19 protein-coding genes are annotated in these 20,715 nt (G+C 36.3%); all 19 read right to left on the minus strand.

The window, feature by feature from the left end:
* Positions 1–12 precede the first annotated feature (12 nt).
* Entirely contained in the window at positions 13–1,011 is a 999-nt protein-coding gene (locus RMX98_RS02925) for an SGNH/GDSL hydrolase family protein (protein WP_322678181.1), read from the minus strand.
* Positions 1,011–1,796, minus strand: coding sequence for a glycosyltransferase family 2 protein (locus tag RMX98_RS02930; protein WP_322678182.1), 786 nt, complete (start codon positions 1,794–1,796; stop codon positions 1,011–1,013). Before RMX98_RS02930 ends, RMX98_RS02925 begins: the two co-directional genes overlap by 1 nt.
* A gap of 97 nt (positions 1,797–1,893) precedes the next feature.
* Positions 1,894–3,009: an acyltransferase gene (locus RMX98_RS02935; protein WP_322678183.1), complete on the minus strand. Its 1,116-nt coding sequence runs from the start codon at positions 3,007–3,009 to the stop codon at positions 1,894–1,896.
* A 254-nt stretch (positions 3,010–3,263) separates the two neighbouring features.
* The gene (locus RMX98_RS02940) at positions 3,264–3,914 is read right to left on the minus strand and encodes a class I SAM-dependent methyltransferase (RefSeq protein WP_322678184.1); all 651 of its coding nucleotides are present in this window, start codon (positions 3,912–3,914) and stop codon (positions 3,264–3,266) included.
* Between the two features lie 28 nt (positions 3,915–3,942).
* On the minus strand, positions 3,943–5,145 hold the full coding sequence (locus RMX98_RS02945; RefSeq protein WP_322678185.1) for a glycosyltransferase: 1,203 nt from the start codon (positions 5,143–5,145) through the stop codon (positions 3,943–3,945).
* Between the two features lie 79 nt (positions 5,146–5,224).
* A complete protein-coding gene (locus RMX98_RS02950; RefSeq protein WP_322678186.1) occupies positions 5,225–6,553 on the minus strand; it encodes an O-antigen ligase family protein in 1,329 nt (442 codons plus the stop codon).
* Positions 6,554–6,596: 43 nt separating this feature from the next.
* Complete coding sequence (locus tag RMX98_RS02955) at positions 6,597–7,700, minus strand: glycosyltransferase family 4 protein (protein WP_322678187.1); 1,104 nt, start codon at positions 7,698–7,700, stop codon at positions 6,597–6,599.
* Between the two features lie 15 nt (positions 7,701–7,715).
* Positions 7,716–8,843, minus strand: coding sequence for a glycosyltransferase family 1 protein (locus RMX98_RS02960; RefSeq protein ID WP_322678188.1), 1,128 nt, complete (start codon positions 8,841–8,843; stop codon positions 7,716–7,718).
* Positions 8,844–8,982: 139 nt separating this feature from the next.
* Positions 8,983–9,963: a hypothetical protein gene (locus RMX98_RS02965; protein ID WP_322678189.1), complete on the minus strand. Its 981-nt coding sequence runs from the start codon at positions 9,961–9,963 to the stop codon at positions 8,983–8,985.
* A gap of 45 nt (positions 9,964–10,008) precedes the next feature.
* Entirely contained in the window at positions 10,009–10,872 is an 864-nt protein-coding gene (locus RMX98_RS02970; protein ID WP_322678190.1) for a glycosyltransferase family 2 protein, read from the minus strand.
* 91 nt (positions 10,873–10,963) lie between these two features.
* The gene (locus RMX98_RS02975) at positions 10,964–11,872 is read right to left on the minus strand and encodes a glycosyltransferase (protein WP_322678191.1); all 909 of its coding nucleotides are present in this window, start codon (positions 11,870–11,872) and stop codon (positions 10,964–10,966) included.
* A 21-nt stretch (positions 11,873–11,893) separates the two neighbouring features.
* Positions 11,894–12,910, minus strand: coding sequence for a glycosyltransferase family 2 protein (locus RMX98_RS02980; RefSeq protein ID WP_322678192.1), 1,017 nt, complete (start codon positions 12,908–12,910; stop codon positions 11,894–11,896).
* A 188-nt stretch (positions 12,911–13,098) separates the two neighbouring features.
* Positions 13,099–14,070, minus strand: a complete 972-nt coding sequence (locus RMX98_RS02985; RefSeq protein ID WP_322678193.1) for a glycosyltransferase family 2 protein — start codon at positions 14,068–14,070, stop codon at positions 13,099–13,101.
* 127 nt (positions 14,071–14,197) lie between these two features.
* Positions 14,198–15,427, minus strand: coding sequence for a DegT/DnrJ/EryC1/StrS family aminotransferase (locus RMX98_RS02990; RefSeq protein WP_322678194.1), 1,230 nt, complete (start codon positions 15,425–15,427; stop codon positions 14,198–14,200).
* 108 nt (positions 15,428–15,535) lie between these two features.
* Entirely contained in the window at positions 15,536–16,486 is a 951-nt protein-coding gene (locus RMX98_RS02995; protein ID WP_322678195.1) for an aldo/keto reductase, read from the minus strand.
* Entirely contained in the window at positions 16,483–17,280 is a 798-nt protein-coding gene (locus tag RMX98_RS03000; RefSeq protein ID WP_322678196.1) for a TauD/TfdA family dioxygenase, read from the minus strand. Before RMX98_RS03000 ends, RMX98_RS02995 begins: the two co-directional genes overlap by 4 nt.
* 30 nt (positions 17,281–17,310) lie before the next feature.
* Positions 17,311–17,958, minus strand: coding sequence for an acetyltransferase (locus tag RMX98_RS03005; RefSeq protein ID WP_322678197.1), 648 nt, complete (start codon positions 17,956–17,958; stop codon positions 17,311–17,313).
* A 19-nt stretch (positions 17,959–17,977) separates the two neighbouring features.
* Positions 17,978–19,090, minus strand: coding sequence for an FkbM family methyltransferase (locus tag RMX98_RS03010; protein ID WP_322678198.1), 1,113 nt, complete (start codon positions 19,088–19,090; stop codon positions 17,978–17,980).
* Positions 19,091–19,414: 324 nt separating this feature from the next.
* Complete coding sequence (locus tag RMX98_RS03015; RefSeq protein WP_322678199.1) at positions 19,415–20,689, minus strand: ABC transporter ATP-binding protein; 1,275 nt, start codon at positions 20,687–20,689, stop codon at positions 19,415–19,417.
* Positions 20,690–20,715: the final 26 nt, after the last annotated feature.

The following is a 20,715-nucleotide window of genomic DNA, read 5'->3' on the forward strand; positions in this document are numbered from 1 at the left end:
AATTATACTCACCTATCGAAGTATATTCTCACGACATGCAGGTAACTGCCCAGCAACGCATAGCTGCTGAAACAGTAAATTTGCTAACGCTTGGTTGCCTGCCTCATTTGGGTGTATACCATCTCGAAACAAGGTTTCCACTTTTTTCTTCGGCAAGCTTGACCACTGGATCTCAGTGTCGATTAAAGGAACCTGTAAAGACTTTAGTTGCTGAATAAACTCCAATTTATACTTAGGTGGGTTGTTGGAGGGAACTAAGTTAGAAAGTTCAGGTACGAACAGGACAAAAATTGGAATTTTTTGAGCACGAACTAGCTTTACAATAGCTTCTAGGCTTTGCATGTTCTGCTGGAACTGGCGATCGGGTTCCGCAGATAAAGGAGTTAATGAAAAATCAGAAGGTGCAGAATCAATTTTAAAAATTTCTAATAACCTTGGCCAGGTATAGCGAGTCCAAGCTTCTTGAATTGCAAGTAGTGGTCGATGAGTTGGGAAATTAGGGTCATTTCCTACAGGAGCACTAGTACTTGTAGGTTGAGCTAGATCGTTAGTGCCAATCTCCAGAACAACAACATCACTCTCAAAAGTGCCGAACTCACGTAAATATCCTAATTGGTTACCTATTCCCCAAGAGCCAGCAGAGGCATTTAGTACTTCTACCGGGTGTCCGGTAGCCAATATTTTAGACTTAAAGAGTTCAGTGATTATTTGCTGTTGATCGGTAGGACTACCACCATTAAGAACTGAATCACCTATCATCATAATTCTCAGTATTCCTTTAGGCTTTTCTGGAGTAATTAGCTCTGAACGCTGAGAATACTGGTTGTACTCAATTCTTTTACCAAAGCGAAATATTTTTTGGTTCGCTTGAAAGCGATAACCTGTGTAAGTATCTGCTTGACTTAATACCGGATTGCCCAGTCCTAGTAAAAGTCTTAAAGAAATTTCAGTAATTATTAGAGTAAATGTTATATAAATAGGTATTCTATATTTACGAAAAAATTTCTTCATCAATTTATACTAACGTCGTTTTGACCTAATTTTTCATATTCAACTAAGCGTATTGATAATAAAATTTCGGCTAGCATTCGCTGGAAAGCGTAATACCAACCTGCCCATCCGTCTAAGATTCCTCCTTTTAAAATTAAACAATAAAACAAGATAATAAATGGAGCAAAAAGCTTTTGTTTGCGAATTCGATCTGCCAAACTTAGTTCACTAACTGGAGTTGCTAATAACTTCTTGACTTCAATCACCATGTAGCTATCTTGAGCCTTCAACCATCGACTTAGAGGTTTGCGATCGTCGTGATAAATGTATGTATGTAGTGTTTTAGATTTCCCTTCAACTACAACTCTATGGCAATGTCCATCATTTTCATAAATGGCTTTTGTGCGATTATACAGTATTTTTCTAGGTGGAAGTAAAGTACCACGTAATGGTTTACCAAAAACACAATATTTAAATCTAACGTTATAGGCATCTATATCTGTTCCTAAAGGAAGAGCTTTGATTTCATCAATTAACTCATCAGTTAAGATATAATCAGCATCTAGCGATAATACCCATTTAGATGTAATTTTTGACAGACCATAGTTGCATTGACTAGCAAAAGAATCAAACTTCCTTTGGAAAATTTCTATTTGAGGATAAGAAGATAATATATCTAAAGTTTTATCTGTGCTATAACTGTCAATAACGACAATTTTTTTAGCCCAAGTGAGACGTTGAAGAGTACGCTCAATATTCGGAGCTTCATTGTAAGTAAGGATAAGAAGGGTAAGTGTTTCTAGCATAGTTAAAAGAATTTTTTTAAATCGATTTAGAGTTTGGAAGATGAAATGTACATAAAATTGAATTATAAAATTTTATAATGTCTCATTCTAGCTAGTATTAACCTTTACGCTTCAGTGGCAATAAAAAAGATTCTAAATAAGTTAAAATATAACTCAAAAATATAATTATTGCTAAATATATAAATACCATAATTAAAAAAATATTTATACCAATAGATTTAAATAAGGCAAAGGCAGGACGAATTGGGGGACTGTGTAGAAGGTAAAAACTATAAGAAATACTACCTAAAAAAACTAAAAAGTTATAGATAGGTAAAATATATCTAGTTAGTAAAGCTAAAAGAGTCAAACCGAGAAATGAGGCAATCGTTAAATTGAAATTGCTTGCAATTAATCTAATTACTTCAATTGGTTGATAATTAATAAATATTCCCATCAAGATACTTAGTAATAAAATTATTACAATCAGCTTCTTGTTGGAAAATATATCAGTTATTGTTTGATTTTTTTCTTTTAATGAGTAAGCGAGTACCATACCTAGACTGAATTCGGCAATGCGATTAGGAGCTAGTCCTAATATATATATGTAACTATATTCTGAAAGAGAACTTATTAATCTAGACAGGGTATAAATAGCAAAACATATAATTAAAAAATTAATTTTTTTAGTTTTTAAAAGTAACCAAAATAATAATGGAAATAAAATATAAAACTGAATTATAAGACCAATAAACCAAAATGCGTCCGGCCCATACCAAAAATATTGAGGAAAAAATACTCGCAAACCAGTTACACTTAATAAAAAGCCTATATTTAAAGGCATATCTGTATATTTACCTTGAAGCGTTCCGGTTACGAAAAAGAGGATATGAGCAAATATATATAAAGGATATATTCTTAACAATCTTCGTACATAAAAGTCTTTCCATGATAAACTAATCCATGAATTACTGGCATTATTAGCCATTTTACTCATCATGGAAAATGTTAAGCCAAATCCACTTACTAAAATAAATACATTAACTCCAGCAAATCCAAAACTTGCTAATGTTCTGATATTGAATATTTGTTGATTGGCTGGTAACATCAATTGATCGATGTGATACCAAGCGATCCATAAAATTGCTAGTCCTTTAACTATCTCTAGAATATTTGAATGATAAGTAGATCGAGAGTTAATTGTAGTTGCTAAGGGATGTGGATTTATGTTCATATACTTTAATCAACGTATATTATAATGAAAAGCTAGTTTTGCTTTTGGAAAGTACTGTGCAATTAATTTATACTATTCTCATAACCAATGACTGAAATATGTTTTAGTTATTTGCTCAGAGAGTGGTAATATAGCGCTTCCTATACAACTGAGATATAGCGAGGTTCATTACAGTAAACTTCTTAGCATTGACAATGTATCTCACTAAAATTAGAAACGCTATATCTTACAGAAACTTGAGCGAATGTTTTGGATTAAACTAAGATGCTAGAACACAACATGGATTTCCAAAGATAGGGAAATCTACCTGCAAACTTAAAGTTGATATTTGTATAATTCTCGGCTTCAAGTAAAGTATTCAAAGTTGCTACAGAAAAAAACTTTATGTGACCACCATCCCAGAGAGTAGTGAAGTGTTGATCCATTTTGCCTGTGACAGCAAGAAGCAAGTTTTTGAGATAACCATGATAAGGTGTAGTGATAATTAAACAACCATTAGGTTTGAGAATTTTTTTAGCACTTTTAATTAATTCTTTTGGAAAAAATAAATGCTCAATTACCTCAGCAGCGATAACAATATCAAATTTATCGCTTATTTCTCCATAAGGTAGATTGTAGATACTACCTTGAATAAAGTTGCAATTGGGAAAAGTCTGTTTAGCTAATTTAACACCTGAGGCTGATTCTTCAATACCAACAACCTCATAGCCCTGCTGTGCAATTAAGTTACTCAAACTACCATTACCACAGCCAATATCTAAAATCTGAAGCTTTTTTTGATTGTTAAGAAGTACAGAATATTCGGATATCATCTCCATCAGAGGTTTGAATAGATAAATATGATGGTGCGATGAATTGGCAGATTCATATTGGTATTCGTACTGGTTCATAATATTTGAATTCATCGGTTTAATCTTAATCACTCATTGTTTATTATTTGTGTTGGCTGATACCAGGAACAGACTGATTTTCAATCATGTCTGTATAAACTGAAATCAGTTTTGATGCAATACGATCCCATGTGTAATTTTCACATATCAATTTACGAGCGCGATCGCCCATTTTTTTTGCCTGCTGAGGATTTATGAAATAATTCTCTAAAGCATCGGTAATCGCTGTCACATTCATTTCTGGGACGTAACCTATTTGGTTTTCTTTGACAACAGCAGCTAGAGCTACACCAGGAGTAACAAGAACAGGAACACCTACAGCTAATGCCTCTAAAACTGAGACTGCAAAGTTTTCTGAGTAAGAAGTAAGCACAAAAAGGTCTGAACCTTGCATCAATATATCTTTTGTTTCACCTTCTACAAATCCAACAACCAGGGTGCGATCGCGCAATCCGTTTGAGACAAGCAGAGATTCTATTTGAGCTTCGTAATCTGGAGTACCATTGCCTGCAAGTATGAAAGTAAAATGGTAGTGAGTAAGTTTGCTCAGAGCGGGAATCAGATACTCTAACCCTTTTTTATAATGCAGCCGAGACAAAAATAAAATCACAGGTTCGTTTAGGGGAATGTTAAACTTTTGCCGCAGACGTTTAGGCGCATCAGAAATCTGGGTTGGCAAAGACAATCCAAGGGGCAACACAAAGTTAGATGTTTGTAGTTCAAGTAGGGACACTTCTTGCTGTTCCTTTTGGGAAGTAAAATGGATAGTCTGGCTGCTGTTAAGATTTGCTTGCTCTATGAGTTGAAAGTAGGTTTGCTTTCTACGTTTGCTCTGTTGTAAAGACCACTCACATAGTAAACCATGTGGAGTGACTATATAAGGAACTTTTTTCAGGCGGGCGATTGCCATTGCGATTGTAGACGGATAAGAAAATAGAGCGTGAACGTGTACAAGTTCATATTTAGAGATATTTTCCCAAAGCCATTGAGTAAACTGAGCAGAGAAAGCGTATTCTCTAACCATTTTGACGTTGGGTGAAAAACGGTGAAAAAACCAGACTGGAACGTGTTCATACTCAATGCACTTCTGTAAAGGGACATCAAGTAAGTTATCACCATCATCGTTAGTTGTAGCAATCTCAGCATAAACATTGTTGGTTTGCAATGCCCTAACCATGTCTAAAACAGCTTGACTAGTGCCGCCACGAACTTTTGTCACAGAAGCAATAACGTGGAGAACTTTCATTAATAACAATTAGTAAGTTAAAAACAACCCGACATGAAAATAAATATTATTTTTTTATCAAAGTTTGATTTGGCACTCTTTATGACCAGATGTACTTTTTTTGCATATTATCTACATCAAGTAAATACTTTCCCAATGATAAATATGTCATGAGTGCTATTACAGGGAAAGACAGATTTCCAAGTAAAAATGGTTCTCCAAAACTTCCTATTAAAATAGATGATAAACCAGCAACAATGGTGCTAGTATGCAAAAAGTAATGAGGTTTTTTGACACCTAATTTGTGAAGTTTAAGGATCATTTGTAGACATCCTAATCCCATCATTATTAAAGGTATTAATCCAAACAACCCTGTGGTACTGGCCGTAGCTAACCATGAACTTTCACCAAAAACTAAACGATCTCCATCTAATGGACTACCAAAAAGTGGGTTATTAATGAAACCAGTCCACATACCTTGCCAAGCACCTTCTCGGGTATTACCACCTGAGACGAATCTATCAGTTAATAAAGTATAATTAGTAGTTCCTGAATCTTGATGTATAAATGACAATATAATAGCTAAAATTAGTCCAATGAATAATCCAAAGCGCAGCAACATACCTATTCTAAAGCGATAGAAAAGCAGAATCGAGGTTATGCACATGATCATACCAGTGCGAGAACCTGTTAAGAATAAAAAGTAGGCGTTAACAAATAGGAAAGCTATCCAAAATAATTTTACCCAATCCCAACGTCTACGGCTTTCAATCAAGAATATCAAGCTGGGAATTATAACTGATAATAAAATGGAAGCATGTATTGGATTACCAGTAGTTCCAAGAAAGCGTCCTTGATGAAATGCTATAGGATACATGTTAAAAGCTCCTTGGTAGATACAAGCGCTCGCAAACATAACACCAACCATTGCAAGTGACCAAACGCCTAAGTGGAAATTATTGTCATCCTGTAACCATTTGGAAGGGCCTGATTTTACCATGAGCAATACTGCCCCAAATGAGAGTGCTGCTTGAAGAGCAAATCCTTGATTACCATATATCAATATTTTTAAAAATATTACGGACTGAACTGCTATTAGGTAGTTTAGAGGCTGTGGAAGCAACGTCTTACGCCATCCACTTCTTGTCTGTAATGCCAACAGCAGAAGCAAAGCCAGCACAACAATGGTTAGGGGACGACCAATCTCGCGTAGCTGCTGTAATGGAAAAACTAAAGGGGGAGGCTCCTGTATCCATTGATCTTGAAATTTTCCTAGTGAAGCTACATAACAGCAAAGTGAGAATAAGAACCAAGCTATACGAGGGGATCGTCTGGCTTTGTCCAACACTATTAAGCCGATAGCAATGCCCAGGAAAGCATAGGGACTAATGATCAACTCAAAAAGTTTACTAATATAGTCTGGAGCCATGTTTTAGGTCTAAATGTTAATAAGACAAAAGATTATAAAAATTTTACGCGACTAGATTAATTGTATTTTTATCACCTGTTTTGCTCTGGTGTACATTGTGTAACAATTCTTGCCAACGAGTTGCCCAGATATTTGCAGCGTAAGGGGCTGCTAATTGTTGCGATCGCTTTCCCCAAGTTGGCAACTCAGCATACTGCTGGTGTAAAGTAAGCATTGCTCTAGCTAAAGCTTTGGGATTTTCTTTAGGTATAGTTAATCCATTATACCAAGGTCGCAGTATTTCAACCGCAGAACCACAGACATCAGTACAAATAATGGGTAGCCCAGCCGCAGCAGCTTCTACTAAAGCTAGCGGCCAAGGGTCAAATCGACTGGGTAAAATAAAAGCTCCTGCCGATCGCCATATATTTCGCATTTCTGATGGTTGTAAAAATCCTCGATTCTCAATTCCTGGTTTTCCCTCCAGATGTGATTCCAATGCTCCTTGTCCGCAACATACCAAAGTCCAAGGATTCGATACTTGAGAACGATAAATTTGGTAAGCTTCTACTAAAACATCAATTGCTTTAACTGGAACATAGCGACCAACAAATAGAAATGAACGCGGCCATTCAGACTGGAGGCGTTGTTCCCACAATGGAGACCAAACATCATAATCAATACCATAAACTCCATGCGCTATATTTGCTCCTTCAATTCCTAAACGTGAAGCATATTGCCAACTACGTTCTCCAGCAACAACAACGCTATTTATACATTGCAAATAAGAACGAAGAAACAAAGGAGCTAAATGTTGTTTCCACGTACCCCACCAAGGGGTATCCATCGTCATCACTAAGGCTGTTTGAGATAATTCACCAGCAAAGGCCAGCTGACGATAAGGTTTATGCAACCAACCGCAAAGGACAACTACATCTGGAGATTCTGTCAACACCAAACCTTTGATTAAATTTGCATCTTGTCTTTCTTGTATATCCAAGAGTCGGCAAGGAATACCCTGCATCAATTCATCGGTAAATGCTGTTTCTGTACGAGCTTGAAAGGCAATAACAAATACATCAATTTCTGATAATTGATGCAGAGCTAGCCAGCAGGCTGCCATGTAACCAGAGATGTCAGACCAGCAAAAAACAACTTTTATACCCATAAAGATTTGTTGATTTTAAGCAAATTCGTGTAAAGCAGTTACTACCCTGTTTACACATCGCAACCAAGTATGTTCTGCTGCATGTTTGCGGCCTCGTTGCACATATTGTTCGGCAAGACGAGGATTTGCTTCTAAGTTTATAAGTATTTCGGCGATCGCATCAGTTTCTTCTGGATTAACAACAATTCCAGCATCCCCAACAACTTCAGGAAGAGAAGCTCTATTACAAACAATTGCCGGAGTACCTACAGCCATTGCTTCTAGCGCGGGCATACCAAAGCCTTCATAGAGAGAAAGAAACAAAAGCGATGATGCTTGGCGTAGTAATCGGGGTAGCTCTTCGTCTGGAACCATGCCCAACAATGTGATATTAGAATGGGCTTTCGCTGCTTCAATGTAATCAGCTTCTAATTCACCAGCCACAACAATCTTTAAATTACTTTTGCGCTCAAGGAGAGCCTTGGCAACAGCAAGAACATAATCACCTCCTTTTTTTTGACGCAAACCACCTATGACCAAAGTATAAAGTGCTTCGACAGGTCGCTTTAAATCTGCTGAATTAATTGAGGTAATATCAAAGAAAGACTGCTCAACGCCATTTCCAACTACCACAATCTTATGGGGATCGCCTCCTAATAATTCCACCATCCGTTGCTTGGAAAATTCTGAGACAGTAAAAACAACCCGACAGTCAGATAAAGCACGACGCACCCAACGCCCCCATTTGTAGCGAAACCATTGATGTTGCCAAGTACGTGACCAGGGTAAATTTGTTTCAAATGCCTGTACGTCATGGATTGTAACAGCAACCGGGCATTTCAGCACCGGGATGTAAGTTTCCATCGGTGCGTAAAGCCAATCTATCTGTTCTGGCAAGTATTTATCCATACGAGGATAGCCAAATAGTTTCCATGTTCGCTCAGTGGGATTTTCTAGCCCAGGGAAAGTACGCTTGGATAGTTCTCGTAAGGGGCAGCGCCGGTCTAATTTACCATCTTTTCCTAACCATTCTTGCGAGAAAAAAAGTTCTAAATTTACTTCTTTTTTGTCCTTAATACCTAATAAAATATTGTTTATATGTCGTCCAACTCCTGTACAAGGAAGATAGGTTCGGATGGGATGAATATAAGTAACTATGTTCATAAATAGATAAAGATAAAATCAGTTTTAAATACAGCGTATTACAGGTTTATGAGATACAAGAACAGGTTCATCAATCAAATTCATATTTTCTCCGAATTATTACAGTAGGCTTTATCAGAGGTATAATTAATTTATTAATTTATTTTTTAAGCTTATTTTTACTGCAAAAATTATGGTATGTAATATTAAAAAAACGTTGTCTTCGGCAAGTTTCAATAGGAATCAAAATTAGCAAATTCCAGACAAACATCCAATAAAATGAAGCCATTTTTTTGAAAGGCATACCTACTAATAAATATCTATAAAATAAATACTTATGAGGCATTAAAATATTCAATCTGTATCCTGCCCAATGAATAAGAATTACCCTCTTATTGTGATCTAAACCCCCATAATCCCACAAATAGTATTTTCCATCTTTTTGGTAAATTTTTCCTGATTGTCTTGCCCACCCGTTTTGGCATATGCCCCCAATTACTTCTGCAAGATGCCCGTAGCGCACAGGTTTCATATCGCAGCAATAGTTGATGAAGGTTTGATCTGTATTACGAGGGTTGAGTTGATCTCGTATTTTCAACGCACCCTCTGCTAATAATTCAAACTCTTCTATTGAAAACAGACCTTTACGGGAAGCCCAGAGACCAGATAGGAATCCACGCCCTCGATCCTGTCTTAAAAGTTCCTGACGAAATGCTCCTAGCTCGTAAACTTGATCGATGGCACAGTCATAGTGTAGAAAGTCAAATTTAAGGGTTTCTACTGCTTCAATAAAAGTCTTGAGTTCTGCTAACACAATTTGTCGAGCATCTAGGTACATAAAATACTCTAATACTCCCCAAAAAGACGCATAGCGTCTGAACCAATAAGGGCCAGTAGGGGTGTAACCTAGCTCAAATGCTTGACCGATCGCCTCTAATCGAGAAAATGATGAATCAGTATATACTTCAAAATTGTAAGTATCGCTTAATTTTAGCAAGCGATCGCACTGCTCATTAAAAGGAATCAGAATCAGGCGTAAATCTGGGTTAAAGGTTCTGAAGCTATTGAGAAAAGCGATCGTCCAATCATAAACAACATCATTTGCCGAAAAATAAACTCCAATACTCTTAGAGGGAGGCATATATATTCTGTATTTAATTAATAGAAATCCTATAATTAACTTAAACTAATATATTCCTCGATATTTACGTAAAGCAACGAGCCATTGACTAGGAAGCAGATTACGCATTTTACTAATAATGGTTTTTTGCAACCAAAAATTTTTGTATTCATTGAGGAAATACAAGTCTTGCTCAAACGATTTACCAAAGTATCTTCTGCAAAGAGACCAACGCTCTTTAGTAAAATTCAATAAATCTCTAGATACTCCTCCTGAAGCATCAAATCTAGAAATGACTATAGGAATTTCCTGAAAGCGATAGCCAGCAACGTAAACTTTAGCTATGAAATCATGATCCGCACACCAATTTAATAACGTATCGAAAGGATATTGAACTTGTAGTTCTCTTCTAACAAAAATACTCTGATGGCAAGCAGGTATTTCACGCCATATTATAGACAGGTCATACGGCTTACGCTGATAGGTACGATAGCCGTACCTATCATTAAAAACAGATTCAACTCCTCCATAAACAACATCTACTGAATTATCAAGATATTCTGCTACTTTAGTCAGTGTATCCTCTGCAAAAAATTTATCGCCGGAATTCATAAAAATTACCCAATCCCCGGTAGCCGCTAAGGCTCCTTTGTTCATAGCATCATAAATTCCTGCATCTTTTTCACTAATCCAATAAGATATATTTGCACTATTTTCGCGCAGAAAATCTGCCGTACCATCCTCAGAACCACCATCAATAACGATATATTCTAGGTTCTGATAAGTTTGAGAGATAACATTTGAAAATGTTTCACTTAAATCTTTAAGTCGATTGTATGTAACTGTAATAATAGAAATCTTTGGTAAATTTCGATCCCAATTTTGCTGCTTTTTGAACACTCTTATGCTCCCATAAGCTTTGCTTTTCACTTTTCATACTTAGTTTAAGTAACTTCAGGCATTTTTAAAATTTGAACTTATGTACTATCATTAATAGTCCTTGAGCAATTAAGGTATTTCGCTAATTAGTAATCTCTTTTAAGGCTAGTCTTCTACCCTTTTGTTCAGCTTGATGGAAACGAGATACTCTGAAACCATATCTTAGACCTAAGTACAGCGAATATATCTTTGATGACCTCCAAAATTGTTGAGCCAAAATAGTACCCCGAAAATATGCCAGGATGGTTTGTGAGTAAGCAAGTCCTTCTACTAAACGCAAGAGATAGTCTTCTTTCAAACGATTAGAAGGTATTAAGTGAGTCAGGTTTAAGGATGTAAACATCCCTGTACCTAAACCGATATCACAGGCTGTAAATGCTAAGTCTGAATCTCCACAGGAGGTAAGCATTTTACCCTTGCGATCCATATCTGCTCTTTTAGGATCTTTACGAACTAACTCACTATACTTTTCAGCAACAACCTTGCGAATACAAAGCCCAGCACCACATGGGGTTGTCTCATACTGTTCTATTAAATTAGACCAGCGATCGCGCTCAAATTCTCGAATTGCCAAATTGCCTAAATAAGGTTTTGCCCATGATGGAGGCGGCACTTCAAATTCTGGTCGAATTTGCCCACCCCAAGCACCAATAAATGGATAATCTTTACTAATTTTTAAGGCTATTTCAAGGTAGTCTGGATCTAAGACGTTATCATCATCCACGAAGACTAAAGTTTGCCCTACTGCTTCTTTAATTCCTCGTAACCGCGCAGGAGTTAGACCTAGTTGTTCTTCTCTAAGATAGCGAGATTTAGGATGCCAGCTTAAATCAATTTCTGAAGATAGAACTTGTTCGCTGGCATTATCAACTAATAGAAGTTCCCACTGTTCTACTAGCAATGTCTGAGCCTGTAAAGCTTTCAAAACTTTATCAAGATAATTGAGTCGAGGATTGTGAGTACAGATGATGACACTTAACAATAGTTTCATAGAACAAGAATAATTATTTTATCAATTTACCGACTGTACCCAACGTATTCGCGACAACACCCTCAGGTAAATAATTTTTATACTTAACTTGATAGAAGACCTAATTACCACTATTGATAAGTGACACCTTAAAGCTTCTTTAAGTTGGTTTATAGCACCGTAACTATCACCTGCCCTAATAAATTCATTTGCAGAACCAAGCGCATAAAATGCATAGTTTTTTAATGCTGATCTGGAAAGCTTCTCAACAGATTCGCTTGGCAAATATTTCCGCACAATATCTACTGCCTTGCGAAAGTCTTGAATATTTTTACCAGTCCGTACAGATTGTCCCGTTAAAGAAGTGGAACTTTTACGGTATAAAGCTAGTGGCTCAACTTCATACCAAACTGGATAGTAGGCAGCAATACGAACCCACATTTCCCAGTCTTCACACCAGCAGGAAAAGCAACGGTCAAACCCCCCCAGATGTTCATATACATTACGCCGCACCACAATAGACGGTGTTTGAATACGCTGCTGTATGGCAATTTGTTCTAACCAATTACTCAAAATGCCACTTTTAGGCTGCTCCAATGGAGAAATAAATTGCCAATGGCTATTCTCATCTATAATGATATGACGACAAAAAGCAGCACCAATATTTAGATTTTCCTCGAAGGCTCGTTGCATTTTGCGATAAAAACCATCTCTGACGCAATCATCACCGTGCAGTAGATGAATCAATTTGCCACGCGATCGCTGCAAGCAAGTCTCAAAATTTCTGATGTAGCCAACATTCTCCGATTGCCGATAGAAAGTAACACGACCACGCCCTAATTCTTCAACAACCGCTTGTGGATCGTCTTTGTTAGAGCAATCGTCAATCACCTCTATCTGCATGATATCTGCTCCTGGATCTTGCGATAATACAGCAGCCAGTGTTTCGCGCAGATAATTGGCACAATTATAGGTAGGAATCATTACAGACCATAAAGGTTGCGGTATTTCATTAGGAACAGGCAAAATAGTAGCTCGAAAAGGATGTTGCTCATTCATGAAAATTATTTTAGAACTGTTTGATAATGATTTAATAAAATCCACATTTCAGATGCTAATTCCCATTGAAGTTTAAACTTTTACAGCAAAAATATTTTTGATATATCAGCTTGGAAATGTTGAATAGTTAAATATCTTTTGATTGATAGTTTTTAAAATTAGTTTCTGAGTTTTACTGAGTAAAATTTTTAAAGTTTACCAAAATTTACTAAGAAACTATCTTTTAACTTTTTAACGGTTTTGTATAGAATTGGAGTATATATTTGAAGTATGAACGAAACCTTAAATGAAGTTTTACTTAATAGTCTATTACTTAAAAAGTCGTTTAATAACCATTTACTGATATATTTATTAGTATTTTTTTTATCACCATTTTGATAATATATCACAGCCAATTGACAATAGTAGCTGGACAAGGTAACTCTAGCTGTTCTTTGGTGTTTCGAGTTTAAGTGCAGATATTTAATAATATACTCAAATAGTTTAGCTAACTCTAAAGTAGCTTCTAAAGTACTTTTACTAGACCAATTTCCTTGGGTATGATTCCTGTATACACTGAAAACTTCATCTATATATCCAATTTGACCATGTTGAGCAACTAAAACTTGCAGTGTCCAATCTACAAGATCCACATCATAAATCCAATCTGGGAATTCATGTACAAATCCCTGTCTAAGCATTATTGAAGCTGTTGGCATCAGGTTTGAAGAAAGTATATCTTCAAGAGTGAAAAACAGTTTCTTATTTTCAGGAGACAAGTAATAATTTGTGCTACTATCCTGAAAAAGAATTAAGGCATTATGAAAACAAATTGTATAGTCAAGATGGGTATCTAACAAATCTACTTGTTTCTGGAGTTTATAAGGAGAAGTCCAGTAATCATCTCCCTCTAAGATGGCTATGTAATCACCTTGACAAGCTTTGAAAGTTTGAATAAAGTTATCATGCATTCCCAAATTTGTATTAGGCAATAACAAGCGGATTTTATCTGGATGTTTTTGTTGATAGCCTATAAGGATATTTCTCGTATTGTCCTTAGAGCAGTCTTCTCCAATCACAATTTCATAATCAAAATTTACTTGCTGCATCAGTATACTGTCTAGCGCCTGACTAATAAATTGTTCATGATTATATGCAAGCATTAATACGCTCACTTTCATAGGAATAGTTTCTAATAATGTTGACTCAAAGCAAATTGCCCTCACATCGAAAGTCTAGGGCTATACAAACAAAGTCCCTGCTTTCTCATCGGTAACTATTTTTACCAAAGCTAGGATACACCTTCGATCAATGTGCCTGTATCAAGTCGCCAGCCGCGTACAGCAGTTTCTCTTTTATTTCATAACTATGCTGAACTACGAACCGAATAATCTGACAAATTTTACCGATCTCTTCTGCACCAACAGCAGTACCTGTTGGCATAACTAACACCCGTTTCCCTAAAGTTTCAGTTTCTGGAAGCAGCAGTCCTGCATGAGGAAAGTAGGAGCGATAAGGTTCCATACGATGGCATCCAGGATAAAAGTAGCGCCGAGCTAAGATATTTTCGGCCCAGAGTATTTTTACCAGTTGATCTCGACTAATCTGAGTAATTTCCTCATTAATTTCTAATACAATGTACTGATAGTTGGACTTTTCAGCCTCATTGTAGGTTAATAATTTAACACCTGGTACGTCTTTTAGCTCGGACTGATATTTTTTGTAGTTGCGATAGTTTACAGCCACAAATTCGTCTAAACTTTCCAAACCCGTTAGCCCCATTGCTGCACAAACTTCGCTCATTTTGCCATTGGTGCCGATATAACTAACATTCTCGAATCCAGAAAAGCCAAAGTTTTTCATCAGACGAATTTTGCCAGCGAGTTCATCATTATTGGTGGCGACGGCTCCACCCTCAAAGGTATTGAAAAATTTAGTTGCATGAAAGCTGAACACCTCTGCATCGCCAAAGTTACCTATCATTTGTCCGTTGTAGGAACAGCCAAAAGTATGGGCTGCGTCAAACATCAGCTTGAGGTTATGCTTGCGAGCTATTTCTGTTAGGGCTTCTACATTACAAGGTTGTCCCCACAGATGAACGCCAATGATTCCGGTCGTGCGGGGTGTAATCATTGCCTCAACCCGCCACGGATTAATAGTGTAAGTATGAGGATCGATATCACAGAAGACTGGAGTTATCTCTTGCCACTGTAATGCGTGAGCAGTAGCAATGAAGGTAAATGAAGGAATAATAACCTCTCCCGTGAGTCCTGCTGCTCTAATGGCAATTTCTAAGGCGACAGTTCCATTACACATAGGAATGCAATGTTTGACTCCAATCATATCAGCAATGCGCTGTTCAAACTCCTGAACGTATTCACCGTTATTGGTCAACCATTTTCTATCTAGCAGGTCGTTAATTCGTTGGAATAGGCGATCGCGATTACCAATGTTAGGACGGCCTACATGTAACTTTTCATTAAAGGCAGGAGCCGCATCGAATATTGCTAAGTCTTCCAATCGAGTTTTGTTAATCATTTGCTGTAAGTAACCTTTTGGCTTATGTATGTTTATTAGGTGAAATAGAGAACCAATACAGTTCTCGAACACTTGCTATTAATGAGTTTAATGAGCCAAACTTAAAAGCTAAAATTTCCAGTGTGCTGGTACATCAGTAACAGCTTGTTTGATTTTTTCAACGACTTCGGGATCGAGTGCGCCAAATTCCACAGCTTGCAAGTTAGCTTTTACTTGTTCAGGATTCCTCATTCCCGGTATAACCACTCCAACCCCGGAATGATATAAGACATACCGCAACGCTGAAATTGTAATTCCTCCTGGCAGTTCATCTAAAAAAGCCAACTTTCTCGTACTTTCGAGTAACCAATTTTTATCTCTTTCGGGCAAATAATGCCGCCAATCATTCTCGGCAAATTCTGGAGTTTTATACAAATATTTTTGCTTAAGAAAACCCGAAGCCAAAGGCACTCTAGCTATAAATTGATATTTTTCATCTAAGTTATTAAATAAATATTCTTCGACACGGCGATCCAATGCATTAAATATCGCCTCAATCGCACTTCCAAACTTATATTCTGCTACTTTTAATGCGCCTTTAATACTTTTTGAACTCACACCATATTTCTTTATATATCCTTTCTGGGTGAGGCGTTCTAGAATGGTCTTATCGTAACTTTTCCAATCAAAATCATCTGGTGGACTATGAAATAGTAAAACATCAATGCAATCAATTCTTAAACGTTCAAGGCTATTAATTACAGCTTGTTCGAGCCACTTTGGAGAAAAATCCTGAAAATAATTACCTTGATTATCTTTTCGATTGCCAAACTTTGTGCAAACAACAAAATTTCTACTTGGATAGTTTTGAAAAGCTTTACCTAAAATTTCTTCCGATTTACCCTCTCCATAAGAATCAGCTGTATCAAAGAATTGGATACCGCGATCAAGAGCAAAATGAACCGCCTGAATAGCTTCTTTCTCGTCAATATATCCCCATCCTTTATGCTGACCAGCAATAATATTTTCGCCACCAAATTGCCAAGTACCAAAGCCTAATTTATGAATTACTGTTTTCATGCTGGGCAAAAAAGTTCTAAATTTTTGTATTTTCTTGAATGCAAAATTACGGAACCTTTCATGAGAATCCGATCACCTTTGTTAGGAGTAAAAAAGGCATTTCTACCATGCAAAAGTCTTTCGTCATGGAAGAATACAGCATCTCCTTTTGTTAATATAATATTCGTGCAAATTCCGCTATTTTGAACGCGCTCTTCAAGAAAATACTGAAATCTTTCAACCAAATCTTTAGCTTCTGGAGTGTTATCTTTATCTAAGGGGTAATAATTATAATTTAAGCGAATCCCTAATTCGTCTTCTGTAATAATGGGCTTAGTTTTACTGACACCTTCTTTTGAAAAAGATACAGGAATTTTTTTTAGGTCTTCTAGTAATTGATGCTCATTGTCTAACTTCAAAACTTTAATGAGTAATTCGCTATCCAAGAAAAAAGTAGCACCTCCCACTTGCGCCTGAGATAAGCAATAAAAATAATTCACTGCATCATGATGATTAAGATAAGAATTATCTGTATGAAGAGGCTGCCTGGTTTTACTTGAGCGGTACTTATTTGGACGTGCCGGGTCGTAGCTAATATCTATCCACCGTTGACCCGTTCGTTTCCCTGTGTCTTTATCTTCATCCATACTAATCACTAGTCCTAAGAAATCACTTAGTTCCGTGAAATAATCGTGAATATTTATTTGGAAATCAAACCCGACAAAATGAACTATTTTATATTTATCAAGTGCTTCTTGGATAGCTTTTTTAGTTTCTTCAGGAGAAGTGTATTCTATTTTTTTATAAAATTCCATAATCAGCCTCACTAAATAAATCAATCTTCCTTATAATTCAATTTTTCTTATTATTCTAGCCGGAACACCATAGACTAAGACACTATCAGGAATATCATTGACGACAACCGCACCAGCTCCGATCAGGGCATCTGCACCTATCCGCACGCGATCTATGACTGTCGCTCCAATTCCGACCCTAGCTGCACGCCCTACCGTTACTCGTCCAGCTAAACGAACGCCTGGGCAAATATGCACTCCATCTTCTATCACGCACTCGTGATCAACACTAGCACAAGTGTTGATAATGACATTTTGACCAATCTTTGATCCGGGATTAACAACCGCACTAGCTGCAATAACGGTTCCCGATCCTATAGACACATCAGCAGCAATTGTTGCGGTGGGGTGGATAGCAGTTGCTAGGGAAAAACCTTTTCTATAAATTAACTCAGACAACTTTAATCGCGCCTGACAATCTCCGAACCCGAAAATTATGTACTCAATCCCTTTATCTTTACAATAATCTAAATGTTCTTGTCCTCCCAGAATTGGGACTTTGCAGAAGTTTTCACCATGACGTTGCGGATTCACATTATCAAGGAAACCAACAATTTCATAAATTCCTTGTAAGCGGATTATGTCTGCTACTACTAAAGCGTGTCCTGAAGCACCCCATATCAGTAATTTTGGAAGCATAAAGACTTAATAGTTAAACTCATGCATCAGAAATAGCATATAAAACGGTTTCCTCTGAATGGATTGTGAAATGACCCAAATAAAATTTGTACCCCAAGTGAAGAGAATGAATAAATTCAGGGATTTTAACGAAGTCATCTAAACTATGGTAAATCGAAATAGCTAAATTTGGTCGAAAAGTATTAATAACGTTTATAGCTCCTTTAAGAGAGTTCAGTTCTGCTCCTTCAATATCCATTTTTATGAAATCTATTCGTTCTATATTATTCTTTTTAACAAAGTCATCAATAGATATTGTTAAAACTTTTTCTCCTATATCATTTTGCATTTCTTCAAAAGATACAAAACTTGCTGGACCATTATCTGAATAATACATAACTTTTTCAGATTCATTCCACAGAGGTCTTTCTATAATTTCAATGCGCTTTTGAAGCGTTGAATTAATCTCTATATTCTTTTTCATTATGCTCACGTTACTTGGGATAAATTCAAAGGTATATACTTTGCCTGCATCACCCACTTCACTAGCAAAATATAAAGCCGTATCACCCCAACATCCACCAGCATCGATAACAATATTGCCCTCTTTCGCTTTTAGTTGCTTTTGTACAGGGCATTCATATTGCTTCACTATAAAAGTGTCTAATATTCCTATAGGAACATAGTACAAAGTGATGTTATGACCATTATTAACTATTTCAAATTGCGAAAGTTTCCAATCACGATAATCGATATTAATATAACTTTTGCTATTAGTTGCTTGCTCTAGTTTTCGGAATTGTTCCCAGTATTGCTCGTTATTTAACGGTAGCTTGTATTTTTTATGACCTAAAATTCTGTATGCAATAATTTTTATCAGTAAATCTTTAGAAATTTTATCTTCTAATAGTTCATATAAATTAAAAATATCCAGAAAATAAAATTTTATATTTCTGAGTAAATTAGAATATTTATGGTATTGTACACTCTTTCTCAAACCAAAGTTTTTTATTAATTTTGCTGTTTTTTTTCTCCAGGAATCAACATCTTCATGATGTACGCTAGTGTATGTATTTAGATTGTCATTATAATTATTAGTCAGATTTACTAATATTTCTTTGAAGAGAGTTAAACTAAAATTTGTGTAAATCATAAATTACCTTTTTTTTGTAAAATTGTGTTCTAAATTAAAACTAAACTACAAATTTATGACTTAGGCAGGCATTGAGAGAAAAGTCAAAATAGAAGGTATGATTTTCAGCACTTCTAACTTTATTTTATGTTAACCATTAGACGATCACAATCAAAAAAAGGTGATTGATAAAAGGATAAAACGACGTATTTACGTTGATACACAATATAGCTAGTTTATACAGTGCATAATTCATAAAATTTGGAATAACATGACTAAATTGAGCAGAGTTTAGATGCAAACCACTGTTTGTCTCTACAGAAGAAAATATTTAGTGATTTCAAGCTAAAACGGCACTGTATTTTTCATTTTCCAGTACAGCATTGGTCTTACTGTACCAGGCCACTTTCCATGCCAACCCTTAATATCGCGTTCATCTCTTACTTCAAAGGAAACAGCATTTTCAAGCTTATAGAGACAAACAGACTCATCTTTAACAACCATCATTGAAATTGTGTATATGCCATCATTGAGTAAATTTTCTGGTATATAGCAAAGTTTTGTGTGAATACCTTTATTGAGCTTCAATGATGGGGAAGCTGTAGCAAAAATACATTCTCCCTGAATGTTGTCTAGACTTAAGGATAAGTTAACGTAGATACTATCAATTAGAGTCCAAAACTCACATTCTATCGTAATAGCTGTTTTTGTAGTTATGTCGTCGTAAGGTGTTGCTATATCTGGCAATATTCTTATAGATTTTATTCTAGTGTATTCATTACCAGGTGCTTTATTAATATCATCAAATGTACGTTCTAAAACATTCAATGTCTCAGTTTGCAGATAGGTGTTTATTACTTTATCAGGGTCGGCTAGCATGATGTTTTTACCTTGATTCAAAAGTAATGTACAGGTACATAGATTTTTGACTGCTGTCATGTTATGACTTACAAAAATCACAGTCCGTCCCTCTTGCCCTACTTGCTCCATTTTCCCCAAGCACTTCTTTTGAAATTGAGCATCTCCTACTGCCAGAACCTCATCCACAATCAAAATCTCTGGCTCTAAATGCGCCGCCACCGCAAATGCCAAACGCACATACATACCTGATGAATAGCGTTTAACAGGTGTATCTAAAAACTTTTCGACTTCGGCAAAAGTGACGATTTCATCAAACTTCCTTTTAATCTCCGCCTTGCTCATCCCTAGAATGGCACCGTTGAGATAAATGTTTTCCCGACCTGTCAATTCTGGGTGAAAACCTGTACCCACTTCTAAAAGACTTGCGACTCTACCCTTAATAGAAATACAGCCACTGCTTGGTTCAGTAATGCGGCTCAAAATTTTGAGTAAAGTTGATTTCCCTGCACCATTGCGACCAATGATCCCAATGCGATCGCCCTGTTTAATTTCAAATGAGACATCTTTTAATGCCCAAAACTCTTCACGGGCTGGATTATATATTTCTTTGCCAGAAGACTTCACCAATTTTTTACTCAGTGAACTGACTCTATTACTAATGGATTCTCGCAAAGATTTATATCTGCTGCTTCCTTCTTGTTGGTGACTCAAGACGTATTTTTTACTGAGGTTTTCAACGCGAATTACTGTATCAGACATTATTACACTACTCTCAGTAGATCGAA

This window comes from Nostoc sp. DedQUE02 (assembly GCF_034531035.1).
In the GTDB taxonomy this organism is placed as follows: domain Bacteria; phylum Cyanobacteriota; class Cyanobacteriia; order Cyanobacteriales; family Nostocaceae; genus Nostoc.

Bases quoted from the DNA above. Each gene is read 5' to 3' on its own strand.
- RMX98_RS02925 (WP_322678181.1), bottom strand. From the start codon at position 1,011: ATGAAGAAATTTTTTCGTAAATATAGAATACCTATTTATATAACATTT.
- RMX98_RS02930 (WP_322678182.1), bottom strand. From the start codon at position 1,796: ATGCTAGAAACACTTACCCTTCTTATCCTTACTTACAATGAAGCTCCG.
- RMX98_RS02935 (WP_322678183.1), bottom strand. From the start codon at position 3,009: ATGAACATAAATCCACATCCCTTAGCAACTACAATTAACTCTCGATCT.
- RMX98_RS02940 (WP_322678184.1), bottom strand. From the start codon at position 3,914: ATGAATTCAAATATTATGAACCAGTACGAATACCAATATGAATCTGCC.
- RMX98_RS02945 (WP_322678185.1), bottom strand. From the start codon at position 5,145: ATGAAAGTTCTCCACGTTATTGCTTCTGTGACAAAAGTTCGTGGCGGC.
- RMX98_RS02950 (WP_322678186.1), bottom strand. From the start codon at position 6,553: ATGGCTCCAGACTATATTAGTAAACTTTTTGAGTTGATCATTAGTCCC.
- RMX98_RS02955 (WP_322678187.1), bottom strand. From the start codon at position 7,700: ATGGGTATAAAAGTTGTTTTTTGCTGGTCTGACATCTCTGGTTACATG.
- RMX98_RS02960 (WP_322678188.1), bottom strand. From the start codon at position 8,843: ATGAACATAGTTACTTATATTCATCCCATCCGAACCTATCTTCCTTGT.
- RMX98_RS02965 (WP_322678189.1), bottom strand. From the start codon at position 9,963: ATGCCTCCCTCTAAGAGTATTGGAGTTTATTTTTCGGCAAATGATGTT.
- RMX98_RS02975 (WP_322678191.1), bottom strand. From the start codon at position 11,872: ATGAAACTATTGTTAAGTGTCATCATCTGTACTCACAATCCTCGACTC.
- RMX98_RS02980 (WP_322678192.1), bottom strand. From the start codon at position 12,910: ATGAATGAGCAACATCCTTTTCGAGCTACTATTTTGCCTGTTCCTAAT.
- RMX98_RS02985 (WP_322678193.1), bottom strand. From the start codon at position 14,070: ATGAAAGTGAGCGTATTAATGCTTGCATATAATCATGAACAATTTATT.
- RMX98_RS02990 (WP_322678194.1), bottom strand. From the start codon at position 15,427: ATGATTAACAAAACTCGATTGGAAGACTTAGCAATATTCGATGCGGCT.
- RMX98_RS02995 (WP_322678195.1), bottom strand. From the start codon at position 16,486: ATGAAAACAGTAATTCATAAATTAGGCTTTGGTACTTGGCAATTTGGT.
- RMX98_RS03000 (WP_322678196.1), bottom strand. From the start codon at position 17,280: ATGGAATTTTATAAAAAAATAGAATACACTTCTCCTGAAGAAACTAAA.
- RMX98_RS03005 (WP_322678197.1), bottom strand. From the start codon at position 17,958: ATGCTTCCAAAATTACTGATATGGGGTGCTTCAGGACACGCTTTAGTA.
- RMX98_RS03010 (WP_322678198.1), bottom strand. From the start codon at position 19,090: ATGATTTACACAAATTTTAGTTTAACTCTCTTCAAAGAAATATTAGTA.
- RMX98_RS03015 (WP_322678199.1), bottom strand. From the start codon at position 20,689: ATGTCTGATACAGTAATTCGCGTTGAAAACCTCAGTAAAAAATACGTC.